General features: G+C 33.6%; 19 protein-coding genes. 9 read left to right on the top strand and 10 right to left on the bottom strand.

Annotated features, from left to right (window positions below):
- Positions 1–43 precede the first annotated feature (43 nt).
- The gene (locus tag ACSV4D_RS00360; protein ID WP_408080845.1) at positions 44–754 is read left to right on the top strand and encodes a HesA/MoeB/ThiF family protein; all 711 of its coding nucleotides are present in this window, start codon (positions 44–46) and stop codon (positions 752–754) included.
- A 66-nt stretch (positions 755–820) separates the two neighbouring features.
- Entirely contained in the window at positions 821–1849 is a 1029-nt protein-coding gene (locus ACSV4D_RS00355) for a M14 family zinc carboxypeptidase (protein WP_439226723.1), read from the top strand.
- Here the strand turns inward: ACSV4D_RS00355 and aat are convergent.
- Positions 1835–2473 (bottom strand): leucyl/phenylalanyl-tRNA--protein transferase, encoded by a 639-nt coding sequence (gene aat / locus ACSV4D_RS00350; protein ID WP_439226722.1) that lies wholly within the window; start codon positions 2471–2473, stop codon positions 1835–1837. The two genes, ACSV4D_RS00355 and aat, sit on opposite strands and share 15 nt — an antisense overlap.
- Positions 2474–2565: 92 nt before the next feature.
- On the opposite strand from aat, the gene ACSV4D_RS00345 reads away from it, so the two are divergent.
- The gene (locus tag ACSV4D_RS00345) at positions 2566–3297 is read left to right on the top strand and encodes a phosphatase PAP2 family protein (protein ID WP_439226721.1); all 732 of its coding nucleotides are present in this window, start codon (positions 2566–2568) and stop codon (positions 3295–3297) included.
- Positions 3298–3347: 50 nt separating this feature from the next.
- Here ACSV4D_RS00345 and ACSV4D_RS00340 read toward each other — a convergent pair whose 3' ends face one another.
- A complete protein-coding gene (locus ACSV4D_RS00340; protein WP_408080841.1) occupies positions 3348–3713 on the bottom strand; it encodes a DUF3127 domain-containing protein in 366 nt (121 codons plus the stop codon).
- 313 nt (positions 3714–4026) lie between these two features.
- On the opposite strand from ACSV4D_RS00340, the gene ACSV4D_RS00335 reads away from it, so the two are divergent.
- The gene (locus ACSV4D_RS00335; RefSeq protein ID WP_439226720.1) at positions 4027–5175 is read left to right on the top strand and encodes a sensor histidine kinase; all 1149 of its coding nucleotides are present in this window, start codon (positions 4027–4029) and stop codon (positions 5173–5175) included.
- Positions 5176–5266: 91 nt separating this feature from the next.
- On the opposite strand, the gene ACSV4D_RS00330 is transcribed toward ACSV4D_RS00335, so the two are convergent.
- Positions 5267–5656, bottom strand: a complete 390-nt coding sequence (locus tag ACSV4D_RS00330) for an HIT family protein (RefSeq protein WP_408080839.1) — start codon at positions 5654–5656, stop codon at positions 5267–5269.
- Positions 5657–5724: 68 nt separating this feature from the next.
- Positions 5725–6201: a transcription elongation factor GreA gene (greA, locus tag ACSV4D_RS00325; RefSeq protein WP_035656904.1), complete on the bottom strand. Its 477-nt coding sequence runs from the start codon at positions 6199–6201 to the stop codon at positions 5725–5727.
- A 161-nt stretch (positions 6202–6362) separates the two neighbouring features.
- On the opposite strand from greA, the gene ACSV4D_RS00320 reads away from it, so the two are divergent.
- The gene (locus tag ACSV4D_RS00320) at positions 6363–6782 is read left to right on the top strand and encodes a Rieske (2Fe-2S) protein (RefSeq protein WP_439226719.1); all 420 of its coding nucleotides are present in this window, start codon (positions 6363–6365) and stop codon (positions 6780–6782) included.
- A 57-nt stretch (positions 6783–6839) separates the two neighbouring features.
- On the opposite strand, the gene ACSV4D_RS00315 is transcribed toward ACSV4D_RS00320, so the two are convergent.
- The 5 genes from ACSV4D_RS00315 to ACSV4D_RS00295 form a co-directional block, all read right to left on the bottom strand.
- A complete protein-coding gene (locus tag ACSV4D_RS00315; protein WP_439226718.1) occupies positions 6840–8990 on the bottom strand; it encodes a TonB-dependent receptor in 2151 nt (716 codons plus the stop codon).
- 297 nt (positions 8991–9287) lie between these two features.
- Complete coding sequence (arfB, locus tag ACSV4D_RS00310; protein ID WP_439226717.1) at positions 9288–9689, bottom strand: alternative ribosome rescue aminoacyl-tRNA hydrolase ArfB; 402 nt, start codon at positions 9687–9689, stop codon at positions 9288–9290.
- 6 nt (positions 9690–9695) lie between these two features.
- Complete coding sequence (locus ACSV4D_RS00305) at positions 9696–11312, bottom strand: DUF4301 family protein (RefSeq protein ID WP_408080835.1); 1617 nt, start codon at positions 11310–11312, stop codon at positions 9696–9698.
- A 7-nt stretch (positions 11313–11319) separates the two neighbouring features.
- The gene (gene pnuC / locus ACSV4D_RS00300; protein ID WP_439226716.1) at positions 11320–11967 is read right to left on the bottom strand and encodes a nicotinamide riboside transporter PnuC; all 648 of its coding nucleotides are present in this window, start codon (positions 11965–11967) and stop codon (positions 11320–11322) included.
- Positions 11968–12702 (bottom strand): geranylgeranylglyceryl/heptaprenylglyceryl phosphate synthase, encoded by a 735-nt coding sequence (locus ACSV4D_RS00295; RefSeq protein WP_439226715.1) that lies wholly within the window; start codon positions 12700–12702, stop codon positions 11968–11970.
- 90 nt (positions 12703–12792) lie between these two features.
- Between ACSV4D_RS00295 and ACSV4D_RS00290 the strand changes: the two genes are divergently transcribed.
- The 3 genes from ACSV4D_RS00290 to ACSV4D_RS00280 all read left to right on the top strand — a co-directional run bounded on the left by ACSV4D_RS00290 (position 12793) and on the right by ACSV4D_RS00280 (position 14161).
- Positions 12793–13389: a Crp/Fnr family transcriptional regulator gene (locus tag ACSV4D_RS00290; RefSeq protein WP_408080832.1), complete on the top strand. Its 597-nt coding sequence runs from the start codon at positions 12793–12795 to the stop codon at positions 13387–13389.
- 80 nt (positions 13390–13469) lie between these two features.
- Positions 13470–13754 carry a hypothetical protein gene (locus tag ACSV4D_RS00285; protein WP_408080831.1) on the top strand — a complete coding sequence of 95 codons (285 nt, stop codon included), beginning with the start codon at positions 13470–13472 and terminating at the stop codon, positions 13752–13754.
- A complete protein-coding gene (locus ACSV4D_RS00280) occupies positions 13751–14161 on the top strand; it encodes a group III truncated hemoglobin (protein ID WP_439226714.1) in 411 nt (136 codons plus the stop codon). The genes ACSV4D_RS00285 and ACSV4D_RS00280 overlap by 4 nt, the downstream gene beginning before the upstream one ends.
- 83 nt (positions 14162–14244) lie before the next feature.
- Here ACSV4D_RS00280 and ACSV4D_RS00275 read toward each other — a convergent pair whose 3' ends face one another.
- On the bottom strand, positions 14245–14880 hold the full coding sequence (locus ACSV4D_RS00275) for a 4'-phosphopantetheinyl transferase family protein (RefSeq protein WP_439226713.1): 636 nt from the start codon (positions 14878–14880) through the stop codon (positions 14245–14247).
- 286 nt (positions 14881–15166) lie between these two features.
- On the opposite strand from ACSV4D_RS00275, the gene ahcY reads away from it, so the two are divergent.
- A complete protein-coding gene (gene ahcY / locus ACSV4D_RS00270) occupies positions 15167–16483 on the top strand; it encodes an adenosylhomocysteinase (RefSeq protein ID WP_439226712.1) in 1317 nt (438 codons plus the stop codon).
- The last annotated feature ends 104 nt before the right edge of the window (positions 16484–16587 follow it).

The following is a 16587-nucleotide window of genomic DNA, read 5'->3' as shown; positions in this document are numbered from 1 at the left end:
TTGACTTTATAACTTTCGACTTCATTACTTTAAGACTTAAAAAATGAGCATTATACAGGATTTTTTACGATACAACAGACAAGTCATTTTACCTGAAATTGGTGAAGAAGGGCAGAAAAAATTAAAAAACGCCAAAGTATTGGTGATTGGCGCAGGCGGTTTAGGCTGTCCTATTTTACAATATTTAGCTCCCGCCGGAGTGGGAACTATTGGCATTGTGGATTTTGACAAAATCGAAATTCATAATTTACATCGCCAAATTCTTTATACCGAAAATCAAGTGGGTTTATCGAAAGCTTTGACCGCGAAAGAAACCGTTGAAAAACTAAATCCATTAATAAAAGTTTTAGCATTTGAAGAAAAACTGACTGTAGAAAATGCTGCCAGAATTATTGCTGATTTTGATATTGTAGTGGATGGATCGGATAATTTTAGTACGCGCTATTTAGTCAACGATACTTGTGTAAGGTTGGAAAAACCTTTGGTTTATGGCAGCATTCTGGGATTCGAAGGGCAACTTGCGGTTTTTAATCATCAGGGAAGTAAAAATTTACGTGATTTATTTCCAGAACCACCTAATCCCAAAGACGTACCCAATTGTAGCTTTAACGGCGTTTTAGGGACTTTACCGGGCATGATTGGAACGATGATGGCACACGAAACTTTAAAACTAATTATCGGTTTACCGAGTTTGAAAAACCAATTGGTTCTTTACAAAACCTTAGATTGGAGTTTTACAAAACTGAATTTTTAATTTAAATTTAAAAATCAAAAGCTATTTATGATTCCGTTGTATCTTTATACTTCCTAAATAAACATCATGAAAGCATACGATTATATCGATTCGATACTGAAAGCTCCTTTAGAAAAAATAGAAGGAATTAAAATTGGTACTTCTGTTGAGGGACAAACAATAGAAGGATTTCGTTTTGGAAAAGGCAATAAAAACATTAGTCTTATTGCGGGAAATCATGCTGACGAACCGATAGGTCCGTTACTTTTGAAAAAATTAGTATCTTACTTCTCTTCACTTTCTGAAAACCACCCATTATTTGAAAAATTCAGTTGGTGGATTGTTCCTCACACCAATCCCGATGGTGAAAAACAAAACCTAAAATGGTATCATTACACGGATTCAAAAACTGATTTAGACCAATATTTACTTCATGTACAACGGGAATTACCCGGCCGTGATTTAGAATTTGGCTACCCAATTGAAGGCAAAATTCCTGCTTTGCGTCCTGAGAATACTACGGTTTATGAATTTTGGAAAACTGCAAATGCTCCTTTTTCGCTACATGCTTCACTTCACGGAATGAAATCCAGTTATGGTGCCTGGTTTTTAATTGATGAAGACTGGATAGAAAGAACGCAACAACTAAGACAGAAATGTAAAGCTAAAACAAAAGAATTGGGGTATAACTTGTATGATTTAGATCGCAGTGGAGAAAAAGGATTTTCGAGAATTGATGAAGGATTTTGTACCAGACCTGATGGAGGTAAAATGCGGGAACATTTTTTAAATATTGGCGATACTAAAACAGCAACACAATTTCATGCCAGTTCGATGGAATCCATCAGAAGTTTAGGCGGAGATTGTTTGACCTTAGTTTCTGAAATGCCTTTATTTATTTTTCCAAAAAAAGAACGAAAATTAGTGTGGCCGGATACCTATTTGAATCAATGGAGCGACCAATTTACCCAATGGAAAACGGATTTAATTTCCGGCACCGTCTCTGCCGATGCATTAAAAATTGATATGGAGTCCAAAGGAGTTTATGCAATGCCTTGGGAAGACCAAATGAAATTGCAATGGCAGTTGATAGCCTCCGGATTAGAAACTATTTAAAATAGCCATAAATTCCTCGCGGGCAATTTCGCGACAGCCTAAACTTTCTAAATGTTCATTATAAACCTGACAATCAAGAAGTTTGTAATTCTCCATTTTTAATTGGTTTACCAAAAAAATAAAAGCCACTTTTGAAGCATTGGATACCAATGAAAACATACTTTCGCCACAAAAAACATGACCTAAATCAACACCGTATAAACCACCCACTAATTGGTCGTTTTCCAAAACTTCAACAGATTTAGCTATTCCCAGATCATGTAGTTTACAATAAGCCTCAATCATGTCATTAGTAATCCAGGTACCGTTTTGCCCTTCTCTTTTTACTTGTTGGCAATTAGAAATAACAGCTCTGAAATTTTGATTAAAAGTAACACGAAAGATTTTCCTGTTGATGATATTCCGCATACTTTTAGAAACAATCAACTCTTCCAAAAACAATACCATCCGGGGATTTGGTGCCCACCAGGTAATAGGTTCTCCATCTTCAAACCACGGAAAAATTCCGCTTTTATAGGCCAATTGCAATCGCTCTGGAGATAAATCACCGCCTAACCCAATAATTCCCGAAGAATGAGCTAAATGAACGGGTGGAAAAAATAAATCTTCGGATAAATAATACATAACTATTTTATTCTAAAAGGATATACTCTTACATTTGACAAATGTAATTTACTTTATGTGGTTAGCCCTAATAAACTTCTAATTTTATTTAGATGAGAAACATTTTGTTTGTAGTAATGTTCTTTTTTTTGATTCTAAAAATAAATGGACAAGCGATAGATTCCGTTGTTAGCGCTAAAAAGCTGTCTTACAAATCACTCCTTATCCCTACAGCTTTAATGGGTTCAGGAGTCTTATTATTTAAAACGCAACTTAACAAAGACCTTCAAAAAGAATCACAATCCTTTTTTGGTTCAGATTTTCGTACCGGAGCAGATAATTTTACCGTTTTTGTTCCTTTAGTACAAATGTACACCGGAAAACTTTTAGGATTTAAACCAAAAAACACTGTCATGCATCAGACTATTGATGTTGTTGCTGCCGATGCTATCAGTTATATTATAGTTACAGCAATAAAAAATTCAGTAAAAGCACATCGCCCTGATAGTTCAAATCAATTGAGTTTTCCATCAGGTCATACCGCAATAGCTTTTACACATGCAGCGCTTTTATATCAGGAATACAAAGATGCTGATTTTTGGTATGCCAGCAGCGGTTTTGTATTTGCGACTGCTACCGGGATATTGCGTGTAGCAAACAACAAACATTATACTTCAGATATTCTTACAGGAGCCGGAATTGGACTTGCTTTCGGGACTATCGTTTCTTATTATAATCCGCTCCAAAAAATTTATTTTGGAAAAAAGAATGAAACCTCAGCATTTATTTATCCTCAGATAGGAAGTCAAAAAGGACTTGGAATACTTATTAAACCTTCGTTTTAAGGCAAAAAAAAGCCCTGAATCATCAGGGCCTTGTTTCTGTATGTTTTGAATTAAAACGGTAAATCGTCCGGTTCATCTTCGTTTAAGTTTGTTGCCGGTGCAAAAGCCGGTGCAGCAGGAATTGGCGCAGCCGGAGCTTCGGTAGCCAGTTTCTCAATTCTCCATCCCTGAATACTGTTAAAAAATCTTGTTTCTCCTTGTGGATTAACCCATTCTCTTCCTCTTAAATTGATTGAAACTTTTACAGGTTCTCCAATAGAATAGTTATTCAATAAATCACATTTATCCTGAGTGAACTCTATCAAAATATGTTGTGGATATTGCTCATCTGTTGTAACAACTAATTCTCTCTTTTTAAATGATGCACTAACTTGTTGTTCCGGATTAACAACTCTAATTTTTCCTGTAACTTCCATCTTCGTTATTTTAATTGTTATTGATTATTATTTTTCCAAAAGCACTTCTAATCAGAAGTATATCATTTTCATTTAAGCCTTTTAACTTCAAAAGAAAAAACTTTTTTACAGAAAAACATTGAATATACAAATATAGTAACTTCTTTTAACCGATAATAATGTTTGTTTTACAATTTCCATTTTAATTTTTAATTCTCTGATGAACAGCTACATTTGAGAGCTTTCTCATGATTTACATTCGTTTATAAAACTTAAAAAAACTAAAATAATATGACGGTATATTTCGTTATATTTATACTCCAAAATATTACGTATGCAATTTTCTGACAAAAGAAATACCGGACGATGGATTCTTGTTTTTGCTTCATTTTTCATCATTTCGATTATTCTTTGGAATACTTATACTTTTTTTCAGATTTTTAAAAACGAGGAACGTCTGAAAATGAATCTTTTGGCTAAAGCCCAAAAAACGCTCATTAACGCTGATGAAAATACGGATGTGGAACTCCCGCTTCAAATTTTTAATAATAATAATTCCATTCCGGTTATACTCACTGAAAATGACAGTATCATTAACACCCTCAACATTGAGGAAAGCATTGTAAAAGACAAGGTGAAATCGATGGCATTTTTAGCTAACTTAAAAAAAGAAAATGAACCGATTATTATTGAGTATGCTCCTGACAAATTTCAAAAATGGTATTATGGAAACTCCGCTTTACTGAATAAGCTTAAATATTATCCTATTGCTTTGCTGTTGATTATTTTCCTGTTTTCGGCCTTGATTTATTATTTCTACCGCAGTACTAAAATTGCTACTCAAAATAAACTCTGGGCAGGAATGGCTAAGGAAACCGCCCATCAGATAGGCACACCACTTTCCTCCTTAATTGGTTGGGTCGAAATTTTAAAAAGTGAAAATATTGACGAAACCACAACAGCTGAAATAGAAAAAGACATTGACCGCCTGCAAACGATTACTGATCGTTTTTCTAAAATAGGTTCAGAACCGGTTTTAGAAAAAAGAAATATTACAAACGAAACATTGCAAACTTATAACTATCTGCAATCACGTTTTTCTAAACAGCTGGAATTTTCTTTCGAAAGTCCCAAGTCACCAATTTACACGATGCTCAATCCTGTTTTACATAGCTGGACTATAGAAAACCTGATTAAAAACGCTATTGATGCAATGAAAGGTAAAGGAAAAATTACCGTTTTAATACTGGAAGATCCTGTGTATGTAAAAATAAATATTTCGGATACTGGCAGCGGAATCTCTAAAAAACAATTCCAAACCATTTTTGAACCGGGATTTACGACTAAAAAAAGAGGCTGGGGATTAGGGCTTTCGTTGACCAAACGAATTGTAAAAGAATACCACAAAGGAAACATTAAAGTCTTACATTCCGAAATAGGTAAAGGCACTACGATGCAAATGAGTTTTAAAAAGCTTAGTTAAAATTATCTGATGCTGAAAAATCAATAAAAAAAATCGTTTAAAGAAATTCTCTAAACGATTTATATTATGTTTATCAGGGCGACAACTAAAACTACAAATTAGCTCTGATTTCCTGAGCCAGATTTTCAAATTCTTCTTTACTCAATTGCACTTTTTTCTGAAAGCGTATATCTTCCATACTGTTTAACGGAATCAGGTGAACATGGGCATGAGGCACTTCCAGTCCGATAACTGAAATAGCTATTCTATTGCACGGAACTGTTTTTTCTAAAGCCTTAGCCACTTTTCTGGAAAAATGCATCAATCCTAAATAATGCGCTTCATCCATATCAAAAATCTTATCGATTTCAAATTTAGGAATGCATAAAGTATGTCCTTTTGCATTAGGATTAATATCTAAGAATGCAAAATAGTTATCGTCTTCAGCAATCTTATAACATGGAATTTCTCCGTTTATTATTTTGGTGAATATTGATGACATTGTTTAGTTGTTTAATCGTTTATCCGCTTAACCGATTAAACAAATAAACGGTTAAACTTTTAAAATATTTACTCTCTTGTAATTTCTAAAATTTCAAATTTCAAAACACCGTTTGGCACTTTAATTTCAGCCACTTCGCCTATTGATTTTCCTAACAATCCTTTACCAATAGGAGAAGTAACAGAAATTTTTCCTGTTTTTAAATCGGCTTCACTTTCGGCAACCAGAGTATATTTCATTTCCATACCATTTGCCTGATTTTTGATTTTTACACTTGACAATACCAAAACCTTTGACAAATCAAGATTTGACTCATCAATTAATCGGGCATTAGCATGAATTTCCTCCAACTTGGCTATTTTCATTTCTAACATTCCCTGTGCCTCTTTTGCAGCATCGTATTCTGCATTCTCAGATAAGTCTCCTTTATCTCTTGCATCGGCTATATCCTGAGATGCTTTTGGACGCATCACTGTCTTCAAATAATCTAATTCTTCTCTTAATTTTTTAAGTCCTTCTGCTGTGTAATAAGATACTGTACTCATAACTTCATCATTTTATAAAATAGAAAAAATCCCATCGGAACGGGATTTCTTTCCACAAAGATAATATATTTTTTTATAGTGTATAATTATATGTTAACCATTATTATTTCAAATGTAAATAAATTAAATTTGTTTCACTAATACTTTTACAAATTAAAAATATGAAAAAAATTATCTCTCTTTTTCTAATCAGTCTTTTGTTTTTTTCGTGTTCAGATAATGGGTTCAATAATAACAATCCTTATATTCCAAATTACAATTTTTCAGTAACATTTAACTTGAGTTTACCACAGTATTCAAATCTTACAACCCCAGTTAATGCTGTTTATTATTCCGGTCCCGAAGTAGGTCCGAAAGGGATTTATGTTTTTAATACCGGATCCGGATACAATGCCTTTGATGCTGCCTGTCCTAATCAGCCACTGAGCAGTTGTTCTACATTAACTCTGGATGGGATTAATGTAGTTTGCCCCTGTGATGATGAAGAATACAGCTTATTTACAGGTCTGGGAAAATCAAAATATCCTTTGAAACAATATCGGGTTGAGAAAAGCGGAAATATCCTGAGAATATATAATTAAAAGCAAAAAGCCTGAAAGTTTAAACATTTCAGGCTTTTTAAAAATATAAACTACAAATTAAAACTTCAGGTTAAGTCCGGCCAGGAAATTAGCTCCGGCTTGGGGATAATAATAAACATAACCTCCACCATAATCAGCTCCATCCGAAACATAATGTTTATTTGCAAAATTATTTGCCAATACACTTATTGTAATTGATTTAAAAACGCTTTTAGGAAAAATAGTGTAAGTAGCATTAAAATCGTTTACAAAATAATCATTCAACTTTCCTTGTCCGTCATTCATATTGTTCAAATATTGACTTCCCACAAATTTAGACAACAGGTTCAATTGCAAATTTGCTAAAGGAGAAAATACAAGACTGTTAGCTGCAATTAATTTAGGGGAAAAAGCAATATTAGTATTCTCTAAATTAGCTGTACCGTTTCCGCTATCCAATACAAAATCAATATTTTTATTATCACTCAAGGTAAAATTAGGTCGGATTGTCCATTTTTTATCCAATTGAAAACTCGCATCAACCTCTAAACCTAAGCGATAACTTTCGCCCACATTAGTTCGAACCGGATTTCCTACATCATCCAACTCACCTGTTAAAACCAACTGGTCTTTGTATTTCATATAATAACCGTTGATATTTATCTGTGTTTTTGGAGTTAAAAATCGCCAACCCAATTCAAAATCATCCATTCTTTCCGGTTTCACATTTACGCCTTCATAATCCGTTCGGTTTGGTTCACGATTAGCTCTGGCATAAGACACATACACAGCATTTTTATTGTTTAACGTAAAATTCAAACCCGCTTTAGGATTAAAGAAATTAAAATTATCATTTACCAATCCTGTTTCTGCGCTATTGGCCTTATAGTGTACATTTCTATACTGTGCATCAACATAAACATTGACAAAATTTCCAATTTGATAATTGATTTTTGCAAAAACATTCCCATCCGTTTTTGAAGCAAAGTCTTCATAATAGCGATCTCCTAATTCGCTTTGAGAAGCAAATCGTGCCCAAATTACCTTTCCAAAATGATCGCCTTCATATTTATTCCAGCCTCCGCCTAAAATAACATCCAACGCTTCATTTTTATAATTTGCCGAAAAAGTAGTCCCGTAAAAATCATTGTCCAGCCATTTTTGGCGCACTAAATCAGTTGTAACCTCTGATCCTACAGGATTTAAACCATAATCTCCAAAATCAGCGTCTTCTTTGTAATTCTCGTAGTAACCTTTTCCTTTAGTATAATGAAAAGCCAAATTGGTATTCCAGTTAGAGGAAAATTTCTCGTTCCAATGCAACTGGTAATGGTCTTGTTGGTAATTATCGGTTTCGTTGTCATAAAAACGAGTATTCCCGGATTCATCTGTATAAATTCCTCCAAAATTAAAAGTTCTGTCAGAAGCCAAAGTAGCACCATCAATTCCGTTCCAGGCTTGGTATGTTTTTTCCGTTCCTCCAAAAGCCAAGGCTTTAATCAGAGTGGTTTTGCCCACATAAGTTCCCTGTAAAAAATAAGACTTTAAATCAGAACTTGCTCTGTCAACATAACCATCTGATTTTAAAGCCGACAAACGTCCAGCTAATTCGAAATGATCATTCATTAAACCGGAACTAAATTTTACTGTATGCTTTCTGGTATTAAAACTTCCAAAAGAATTAGCAATTTCGCCACTGCTCTTTTTTGAATAAGCATCGGTTAATAAATTCAAACTTGCACCAAAAGCCCCCGATCCATTAGTGGAAGTTCCTACTCCGCGTTGTAATTGCATATTCTCTACCGAAGAGGCAAAATCAGGCATGTTTACCCAAAAAGTTCCGTGACTTTCCGAATCATTATACGGAATTCCATTAACTGTAATATTCACACGGGTAGCATCACTACCACGAACACGAATTCCCGCATAACCAATTCCATTTCCTGCGTAAGATGTACTCACCACCGAAGGCAAATAATTCATCAAAGCTGGAATATCCTGTCCTAAATTGCGTGGAGCTATTTCTTTTTTGTCCAAATTAGAAAAGCTCACCGGAGTTTTTGTGGTGACACGAACTGCTGAAACCAAAACCTCATCAAGTTGATTTACCTTAGTGGTATCCTTTACCTGAGAAAAAGAGAGAAAAGAGAAAAGAGAAAAGAAAAGAGACATCAAAAACCTTAAACTTTGTGCCTTTATGCCTTTTCGGCTGGAAAAAAAAGTTTTCATCCGTAATTGTTTTTTTACGAATAAAAGGGGGAATTATTCTTTTTGTTATGTAATAAATTGTTCAATAAATAAATCAACAGTTTTAACTACTAATTTATCCTTATTTCCCTTAGCAACATTACTCGCTCAGGTTCGTTGGGTATAATCTCAGCTTCATTCTGAACTTGTTTCAGAATCTGAAATAAATTCAGATTTAAGCACCCCTTTGAGACGGCGCAAAGATAGAAAAGAATTAAGATAAAAAAATTAAGAACAAAGATTTAATTTTTTTAATAATTAATTCTATAAATCTTGATCCTAAAAATCTGGCTTTCTGCGAGTTTTCTTTATTTCCGAAAGATTCTTTTTGTCTTTAATTCTCTTTTTAATTACTGATTTAGGAATTTTAGTTGCTTTTCTGATTTTAGGAACAATCAATGCTTTTTTAATTAGTTCCAAAAATCGTTTGGTAACTATTTCTTTATTTTTTAGCTGGCTTCTGTCTTCATCACAATTTAGAATCAAAACTGCATCAGTAGTCAATCTTGAAGAAAGATTTGTTTCTAACAACGTTTTTTCTTCCTCTGATAATGCCTGCGAGTTTTTCAAATCAAAAGACAGCACCACTTTAGACGAAACCTTATTTACATTTTGACCGCCTGCACCACTGCTTCTGACCGCCTTATAATGTAACTCTGATATAATTTTTTGAATTTCCATCTTTTTTTAAGACTGATGCGCCTCTTTTAATAAATCATTTACATTTTTTACCGGATTAAAAGTAACCAGAGGCACTTCTGCAAAAACAGTCAGCCAGTTTGCCATTGCTCCGTTCCACAAACCAGGCAATTCGTAGCTTTTAATATCTTTTCCTAAATAATTTTTTTCTACAATAAAACCACTATCCTGATCTACAAACTGATGTAAATCAAATTTTTCATTTTTATAATTTTTTGTGGCACAAACTAAATCCACAGGATTAAAATGAGTTGCATGTTTCATAATATTAACCTGCTTTTTATTGCTTAAATCTACTTGCGAAGATTCTACAATCTGTAATGAAATTTCTTTGTGTCCATTTTTTACCCAGAAAGGTCCTCCACCAGGTTCCCCTTCATTTTTAACCATTCCGCATATCCTGATGGGACGGTTCAGAATGCTTTTCAGCACTTTGATTTTATTTTCGAAAGTGTATAAATCAAAATCTGCTTTGACTTCTATATTTATTTTTTCTTTCAGGAAAACCTTGATTTCTTCTATCTGATGATCTGTAGCAGTAAAACTGTCAATTAGATTCAGGCAGGCAAATATTTCCTGTTGCAGCTCTAACAGAATGCCGGCAAGTGCTTTTTTATAAAGTGCTATCGTATCATTATTATGCAGAATTACATTATCAATATTTTTAATAAAAATGATATCGGCATCAAGCTGATTTAAATTTTCTAACAAAGCTCCATGTCCACCCGGTCTGAAAAGCAATTCGCCATTTTCCTTTCTAAAAGGCTTATTATTCATAGTTACGGCAATAGTATCTGTTTTTTTATCCTGATACGAATAAGTGACATTAATACTGGTTTGAGTTTCTATTTCTACCTTGTCTTTTACTCTATCTATAATCTGTTCAAAATGTTCCTGATGTTCTTCTGAAACTGTAAAATGGAGGTATGACTGGTTATTGCTGCTGGAATAATAACCACATTCATATAAATGTTCTTCTATAGGTGTAGCAATTGTAGTAGCATATTTGTGAAAAGGCAAAATTCCTTTAGGTTTGGATGCAAAATCAAAATACCTGGCATCCAACATGAATTTTATAAAATAATAATTTTTGTAATCTCTGGAAAAAGAGTCAAAATCCGGATGTTCTTCTTTTAATTTTTTATAAATAATCTCAAAAAAGGGTAACTTCTCCATCCCCACAATAAAAACACGCAGCTTCGTATTTTTTTTTCTATTGATATAAGCATTAATACTTTCTTTATCAATATCATATTCATTCATAAATGTGGTCAGGAATTTAAACATCCTGCTTGCAGCCCCTGATGCAGGAACAAATTTTAATAATTTAAGATTTGTTTTATGCTCATCAAAAAAAACTGCTTTCTCAACAAATTCTTCGTGAGTTAATTTTAAAATTCCATTTCCTACGGTTGCAGCTTCTATTAATTCCATTTTAGCAATTCCTCTTTTAAAAATTGCCAGTTGCTTTTTAATATCTTCTAATAAAACACCGTGTTCATTGATTTGTTCAAAATCCTGATCTGAAAACCCCATACTTTTAACTCTTTTTAACTCATTAATTAATTTAGATCTTTCAAACCCGGAAACAGTAATTTCACTCATATATTTATTATAAAGCATCATTAAAAAAGAGGCCCTTTTCAGTCTTTTTTTTATTTAAAATTTCTTTCCATTCTAAATAGCCATATATCGCCAGAATTGTAAAAATTAAATATTGCAAAGCCGTAAAGGTATATCCCTTAAAAAAATACAAAGGTATTGAAATGAAATCTCCTACAATCCAAAAAATCCAGTTTTCTATTTTTCGTTTTGCCATTAACCACATTCCTACAAAAAAAGTTGCGGTTAAAAAAGTATCTACATAATTGAACCAGTTAATAAATTTATCAAAATACTGATACACCAGATACACAAAAACTAAAGTTAATATAAAAATAACAACTGCAGTACTTTTTTCTTTTTTGGTTATTAAAGAAACAGGAAATTCTTCTTCTCCGCCTTTTTTTCTGGTCCAGTGATACCATCCATAAATACTCATTATAAAATAATAACCGTTAATCATAGAATCACCAAGCAATTCCCATTTCCACAACAAATAAGCATAAATAAAAGTGCTAATTAACCCTGTGGGAAAGACCAGAATATTATCTTTTTTAGCAAACCATACACTGGCCAATCCAAAAAAAACTCCCATTAATTCCAGTGCAATTTCTGACGCAGGATAATTCGCGTATTGTGCGAAAAAAAAATCTATCATTTATAATTTAATTTTAGTGTTAAAAAAATCAGCATTTTTTTCAAAAGCAGTTCCAATTACCACTAAATCAGCTCCTGCCTGATAGGCTTTTTCAATAGCCGTCAAATCAACAATTCCACCACCTACAATTAAGGGAATCTGAATATTTTTAGAAACCCGGCTTATCATTTCTAATGGAACTGCCTGTTTAGCACCGCTTCCGGCCTCAAGATAAATCAGTTTATTACCCAGCATTTCTCCGGCCTGAGCAGTATGCAAAACTAATTCCGGATTATTTCTGTCCAAAGGCTTCGTTTTACTAACGCGTTCTACAGCGGTTTCGTGTCCGCTTTCTATCAAAACATAGCCCGTTGAAATGATTTCGAGTTGTGTTTTATTTAAAACTGGTACGGCATTAAGCTGATGTTCTATCAGGTAATCCGGATTTCTTCCGGATATCAATGATAAAAACAAAATTCCATCCGCATATTTAGAAATCTGCGAAGGATGCCCCGGAAAAAGAACGATTGGTAAAATGCAATTTTGTTTTATTCTAACAATCAAATCGTCTAAAATGTTGCTTTCTACTTGGCTTCCGCCGATAAAAACATGAGTCGCCGGTGATTGATTTATGTTAAAAATCAAACTATCTAATTTTTCCCAAATTATTTTATCCGGATCCAGAAGAATGGCTAATAATTTTTGATTAGCAGCTTTAGCTAGCTGTATTTCCTTATAGATTGTTGCTTTTTCCATGAGAATGTAAAAGTAAAAAGTTTTTACACCACAAGAACTATTTCTAAACAATTATATTTGTAAGCCTTTTAGATGTCTTAAAATTTTACAATGATTGCCGGAATAATACTGGAAGCATATGGCGGAATAAAAAAACTTTTCAAAAATGGAGAACTTATTTTTGAAGAAGGCAATCAGCCTGCCTATTATTATCAAATTATTTCAGGTGAAGTTAAGATGAATAATTATAATGATGAAGGCAAAGAATTTATTCAGGGAATATTTCATCAGGATCAGTGTTTTGGAGAACCGCCACTTTTTATAAATCAGGCCTATCCTGCTAATGCTGTCGCAGTAACTGACTGTGAAATAATTTCAATCACAAAAAACAAGTTTCTGGAATTACTTAAAAACAATCCCGAGATTAGTTTAAAAATAATTAAAAATTTATCGCAACGACTGTATTATAAATCGGTTATGGCTGCCGAAATTTCTTCTCAGGATCCGGAACACCGGATTTTACGCTTAATAGACTATTCAATAGAACAATTCCGTTTTAAAAAAGAAGAAGCCGGTTTTCTGATTAATTTTACCCGTCAGCAATTAGCTGATCTAACAGGTCTAAGAGTAGAAACGGTTATCAGAGCTATAAAATCATTAGAAAAAAAAGGCTGTTTAAAAATTATCAACCGAAAAGTATACCGCTAAAAAAGTTTTTGTTTTATGATTTTAGTCATAAAACTGAGGTGTTTTATCGTGGTAAATTTGTCCTATAAAACAAATATATCATGACACTTTATAACACAACATTCGAAAATTTCAACAAAAGTTACATTGGTTCTGCCACTATGGCTATAATCGGACAAAGCTGTCTGGGAGCTACAGCAGCGATGTTTATACTTTCTAATGGCACATCTGTAGTCCAAATGGTTCAACTGGCAATTATTGTATTTGCTAATATTTTTGCCAACACTTCTATTCTCGCACAACTGAGTCATAGAACCGTTTTTAATTTAATTATCAGCAGTGTGTTTTTAAGTATTTTATTAATCATCATAAATAGCCTGATATGAAAGAAATAGAAAGCAGAACTGATGTCAAATTTTTAGTACATCAGTTCTATGCTAAAATAAGAACAGATGAAGAAATTGGTTTTTATTTTAATACGATGATAAAAGATTGGGATGCACATTTGGAAAAACTGACTGATTTTTGGGAAACCAATTTGTTTGCGGTTAAGAAATACAAAGGAAACCCTCATGCAGTGCATAATGAAGTAGATTCTCATTTTGAAGAAAAAATTAGTGCTAATGAGTTTGGAATCTGGCTCAATCACTGGTTTCAGACCTTAGACGAACATTTTGAAGGAGAAAATGCAGCAATCCTGAAACGAAGAGCCCGCAAAATGGGTAGTTTCCTTTATCTTAATATGTTTAAAAACAGATTAAAAGAATCCGATACACCAGTGAAAAAAAATTAAGCGTTTTTAAAAATCTCTTAAGAAACTACCTGACTCCAGTAATTTTTTTTAGAAAACTTAAAAACCAGCAACTATAAAAAAAATTACACTTGCTCTAATGCGTAAACAAGTGTAAAGTCTTCCACTTCTTCAAAATAAATATCAAATTGTGTCTGTAATCCTCCAAAGTTTAAATGCGCAGTAGTCCCGGTTTGATTTAAGCTAAATGCCCCGACTGCAATATGATCTTTAAAACTGATTCCTTTTTCGTTTCTGATTTTAAAAATAGCTTCTTTAGCTCCCCAGATTACCGTGAGTTTTTTTATGTATTCGGCTGTTTTTTCCCGGTCTAAGTATTGAAATTCTGCATCACAGAATTTGTCAGCAATGCGAATAATTTTTTCTCTTTGCAATTCGATATCAATTCCTACGGTTTCATTACTGATAATAATCGATGAAAACTCATGAGAATGAGTAATTGAAATATGTTTACCATCCTGAAGATGTGGCTTCCCAAATTCGTCATAATACAAGTCAAAATCGGTATAACCTGCTTCATTTAATAATTTTCGGACACTTAGAAAACCGCGTTGATGCAATTCTGATTTCATGCCCTTAATTCGCAATTGACATGTAGTAGTCAAACTAACTTCTGCAAACAATTGTTCGTAGGATTCAGTGATTTTCCAAATATAAATTTGAGTGTTGTTATTAAATTGTATTTTTTTGTATAAAGGCATTCTTTTAAATTATGAATTATGAGTTATGAGTTTTGCCTCTTAACTCAGCTGTCCTTCTAGCCCCGGTAGTAGCGGCATCCTTTTACTCCTTTCTTTAGGGAGTAAAAGATACAGCGGATAACGGGAATAGCTTCTAAACGAAATAAGCTCTTTACTAAAATAAATTATTCAGTTAATATTCAAAAGATTAAGACATTAAACATTTCATAAATGTTTGCGAATCCTTTTTATATAATAAGTTATTACGTAATTTTGCAAAAAATTTATAATTACAAATATACTATAAATGAGTACAACGACTACGCCTTATGTGGCTTTCAAAGTAAAAGACATTTCTCTGGCCGCCTGGGGAAGAAAAGAAATTGAACTGGCTGAAGCTGAAATGCCAGGGTTAATGGCGCTTCGTGCTGAATATAAAGACGAACAACCATTGAAAGGTGCTCGTATTGCAGGATGTTTGCATATGACAATCCAGACTGCAGTTTTAATTGAAACTTTAATTGCTCTTGGTGCTGAAGTTACCTGGTCTTCCTGTAACATTTTCTCTACTCAGGATCAGGCTGCTGCGGCTATTGCTGCTGCCGGAATTTCAGTTTACGCTTGGAAAGGTTTAAATGAAGAAGAATTTGACTGGTGTATTGAGCAGACTCTGTTCTTTGGTGAAGAAAGAAAACCATTAAACATGATTCTTGATGATGGTGGAGATTTAACTAATATGGTTATTGACCGTTACCCGGAATTGGTTCCTGGAATCAAAGGATTGTCTGAAGAAACTACAACTGGTGTTCACAGATTGTACGAAAGAGTAAAAGCCGGAACTTTACCAATGCCTGCAATTAACATTAACGATTCTGTTACTAAATCTAAATTTGACAACAAATACGGTTGTAAAGAATCTGCTGTAGATGCTGTTCGTCGTGCAACTGACTTGATGTTAGCCGGAAAAAGAGTTATCGTTTGTGGATACGGTGATGTTGGAAAAGGGACTGCTGCTTCTTTCAGAGGTGCAGGATCTATTGTAACAGTTACTGAAATCGATCCAATTTGTGCCTTACAAGCTGCAATGGACGGTTATGAAGTGAAGAAATTAAACACTGTAATTGCTAATGCTGATATCATCATTACTACTACAGGAAATAAAGATATCGTTCTTGGAGAGCATTTCGAGCAAATGAAAGATAAAACGGTTGTTTGTAACATCGGACACTTTGATAACGAAATTGATATGGCCTGGTTGAACAAAAACCACGGTGCTTCTAAAATCGAAATCAAACCTCAGGTGGACAAATATACAATCGATGGAAAAGATATCATCATTTTGGCTGAAGGTCGTTTAGTAAACCTTGGTTGTGCTACAGGTCACCCAAGTTTTGTAATGAGTAACTCATTCACCAACCAGACTTTAGCCCAAATTGAATTATGGAATCACTCTGATAAATATGAAAACAACGTTTATATGTTACCAAAACATTTGGATGAAAAAGTAGCAGCTTTACACTTAGCTAAATTAGGTGTTGAGTTAGAAACTTTACGTCCTGACCAGGCGGCTTATATTGGTGTTGAAGTTGAAGGTCCATACAAACCAGAATATTACAGATATTAGATTAGTGATTAGTTACTAGTCAATAGTGATTAGTCTTTTTTTTTTAATAAAGCAGAACCCTTGCTGTCCCGAAGTTTCGGGAGCGAGGGTTTTTTTACGACCAT

Source organism: Flavobacterium sp. ARAG 55.4 (assembly GCF_051846875.1).
GTDB classification, from domain to species: Bacteria; Bacteroidota; Bacteroidia; order Flavobacteriales; family Flavobacteriaceae; genus Flavobacterium; species Flavobacterium plantiphilum.
The sequence above is the reverse complement of the archived record's forward strand: the minus strand, read 5'-3'. Positions and strand labels throughout refer to the sequence as shown.

Coding starts and splice junctions, on each gene's coding strand:
- ACSV4D_RS00360 (WP_408080845.1), top strand. CDS start 44: ATGAGCATTATACAGGATTTTTTACGATACAACAGACAAGTCATTTTA.
- ACSV4D_RS00355 (WP_439226723.1), top strand. CDS start 821: ATGAAAGCATACGATTATATCGATTCGATACTGAAAGCTCCTTTAGAA.
- aat (WP_439226722.1), bottom strand. CDS start 2,473: ATGTATTATTTATCCGAAGATTTATTTTTTCCACCCGTTCATTTAGCT.
- ACSV4D_RS00345 (WP_439226721.1), top strand. CDS start 2,566: ATGAGAAACATTTTGTTTGTAGTAATGTTCTTTTTTTTGATTCTAAAA.
- ACSV4D_RS00340 (WP_408080841.1), bottom strand. CDS start 3,713: ATGGAAGTTACAGGAAAAATTAGAGTTGTTAATCCGGAACAACAAGTT.
- ACSV4D_RS00335 (WP_439226720.1), top strand. CDS start 4,027: ATGCAATTTTCTGACAAAAGAAATACCGGACGATGGATTCTTGTTTTT.
- ACSV4D_RS00330 (WP_408080839.1), bottom strand. CDS start 5,656: ATGTCATCAATATTCACCAAAATAATAAACGGAGAAATTCCATGTTAT.
- greA (WP_035656904.1), bottom strand. CDS start 6,201: ATGAGTACAGTATCTTATTACACAGCAGAAGGACTTAAAAAATTAAGA.
- ACSV4D_RS00320 (WP_439226719.1), top strand. CDS start 6,363: ATGAAAAAAATTATCTCTCTTTTTCTAATCAGTCTTTTGTTTTTTTCG.
- ACSV4D_RS00315 (WP_439226718.1), bottom strand. CDS start 8,990: ATGAAAACTTTTTTTTCCAGCCGAAAAGGCATAAAGGCACAAAGTTTA.
- arfB (WP_439226717.1), bottom strand. CDS start 9,689: ATGGAAATTCAAAAAATTATATCAGAGTTACATTATAAGGCGGTCAGA.
- ACSV4D_RS00305 (WP_408080835.1), bottom strand. CDS start 11,312: ATGAGTGAAATTACTGTTTCCGGGTTTGAAAGATCTAAATTAATTAAT.
- pnuC (WP_439226716.1), bottom strand. CDS start 11,967: ATGATAGATTTTTTTTTCGCACAATACGCGAATTATCCTGCGTCAGAA.
- ACSV4D_RS00295 (WP_439226715.1), bottom strand. CDS start 12,702: ATGGAAAAAGCAACAATCTATAAGGAAATACAGCTAGCTAAAGCTGCT.
- ACSV4D_RS00290 (WP_408080832.1), top strand. CDS start 12,793: ATGATTGCCGGAATAATACTGGAAGCATATGGCGGAATAAAAAAACTT.
- ACSV4D_RS00285 (WP_408080831.1), top strand. CDS start 13,470: ATGACACTTTATAACACAACATTCGAAAATTTCAACAAAAGTTACATT.
- ACSV4D_RS00280 (WP_439226714.1), top strand. CDS start 13,751: ATGAAAGAAATAGAAAGCAGAACTGATGTCAAATTTTTAGTACATCAG.
- ACSV4D_RS00275 (WP_439226713.1), bottom strand. CDS start 14,880: ATGCCTTTATACAAAAAAATACAATTTAATAACAACACTCAAATTTAT.
- ahcY (WP_439226712.1), top strand. CDS start 15,167: ATGAGTACAACGACTACGCCTTATGTGGCTTTCAAAGTAAAAGACATT.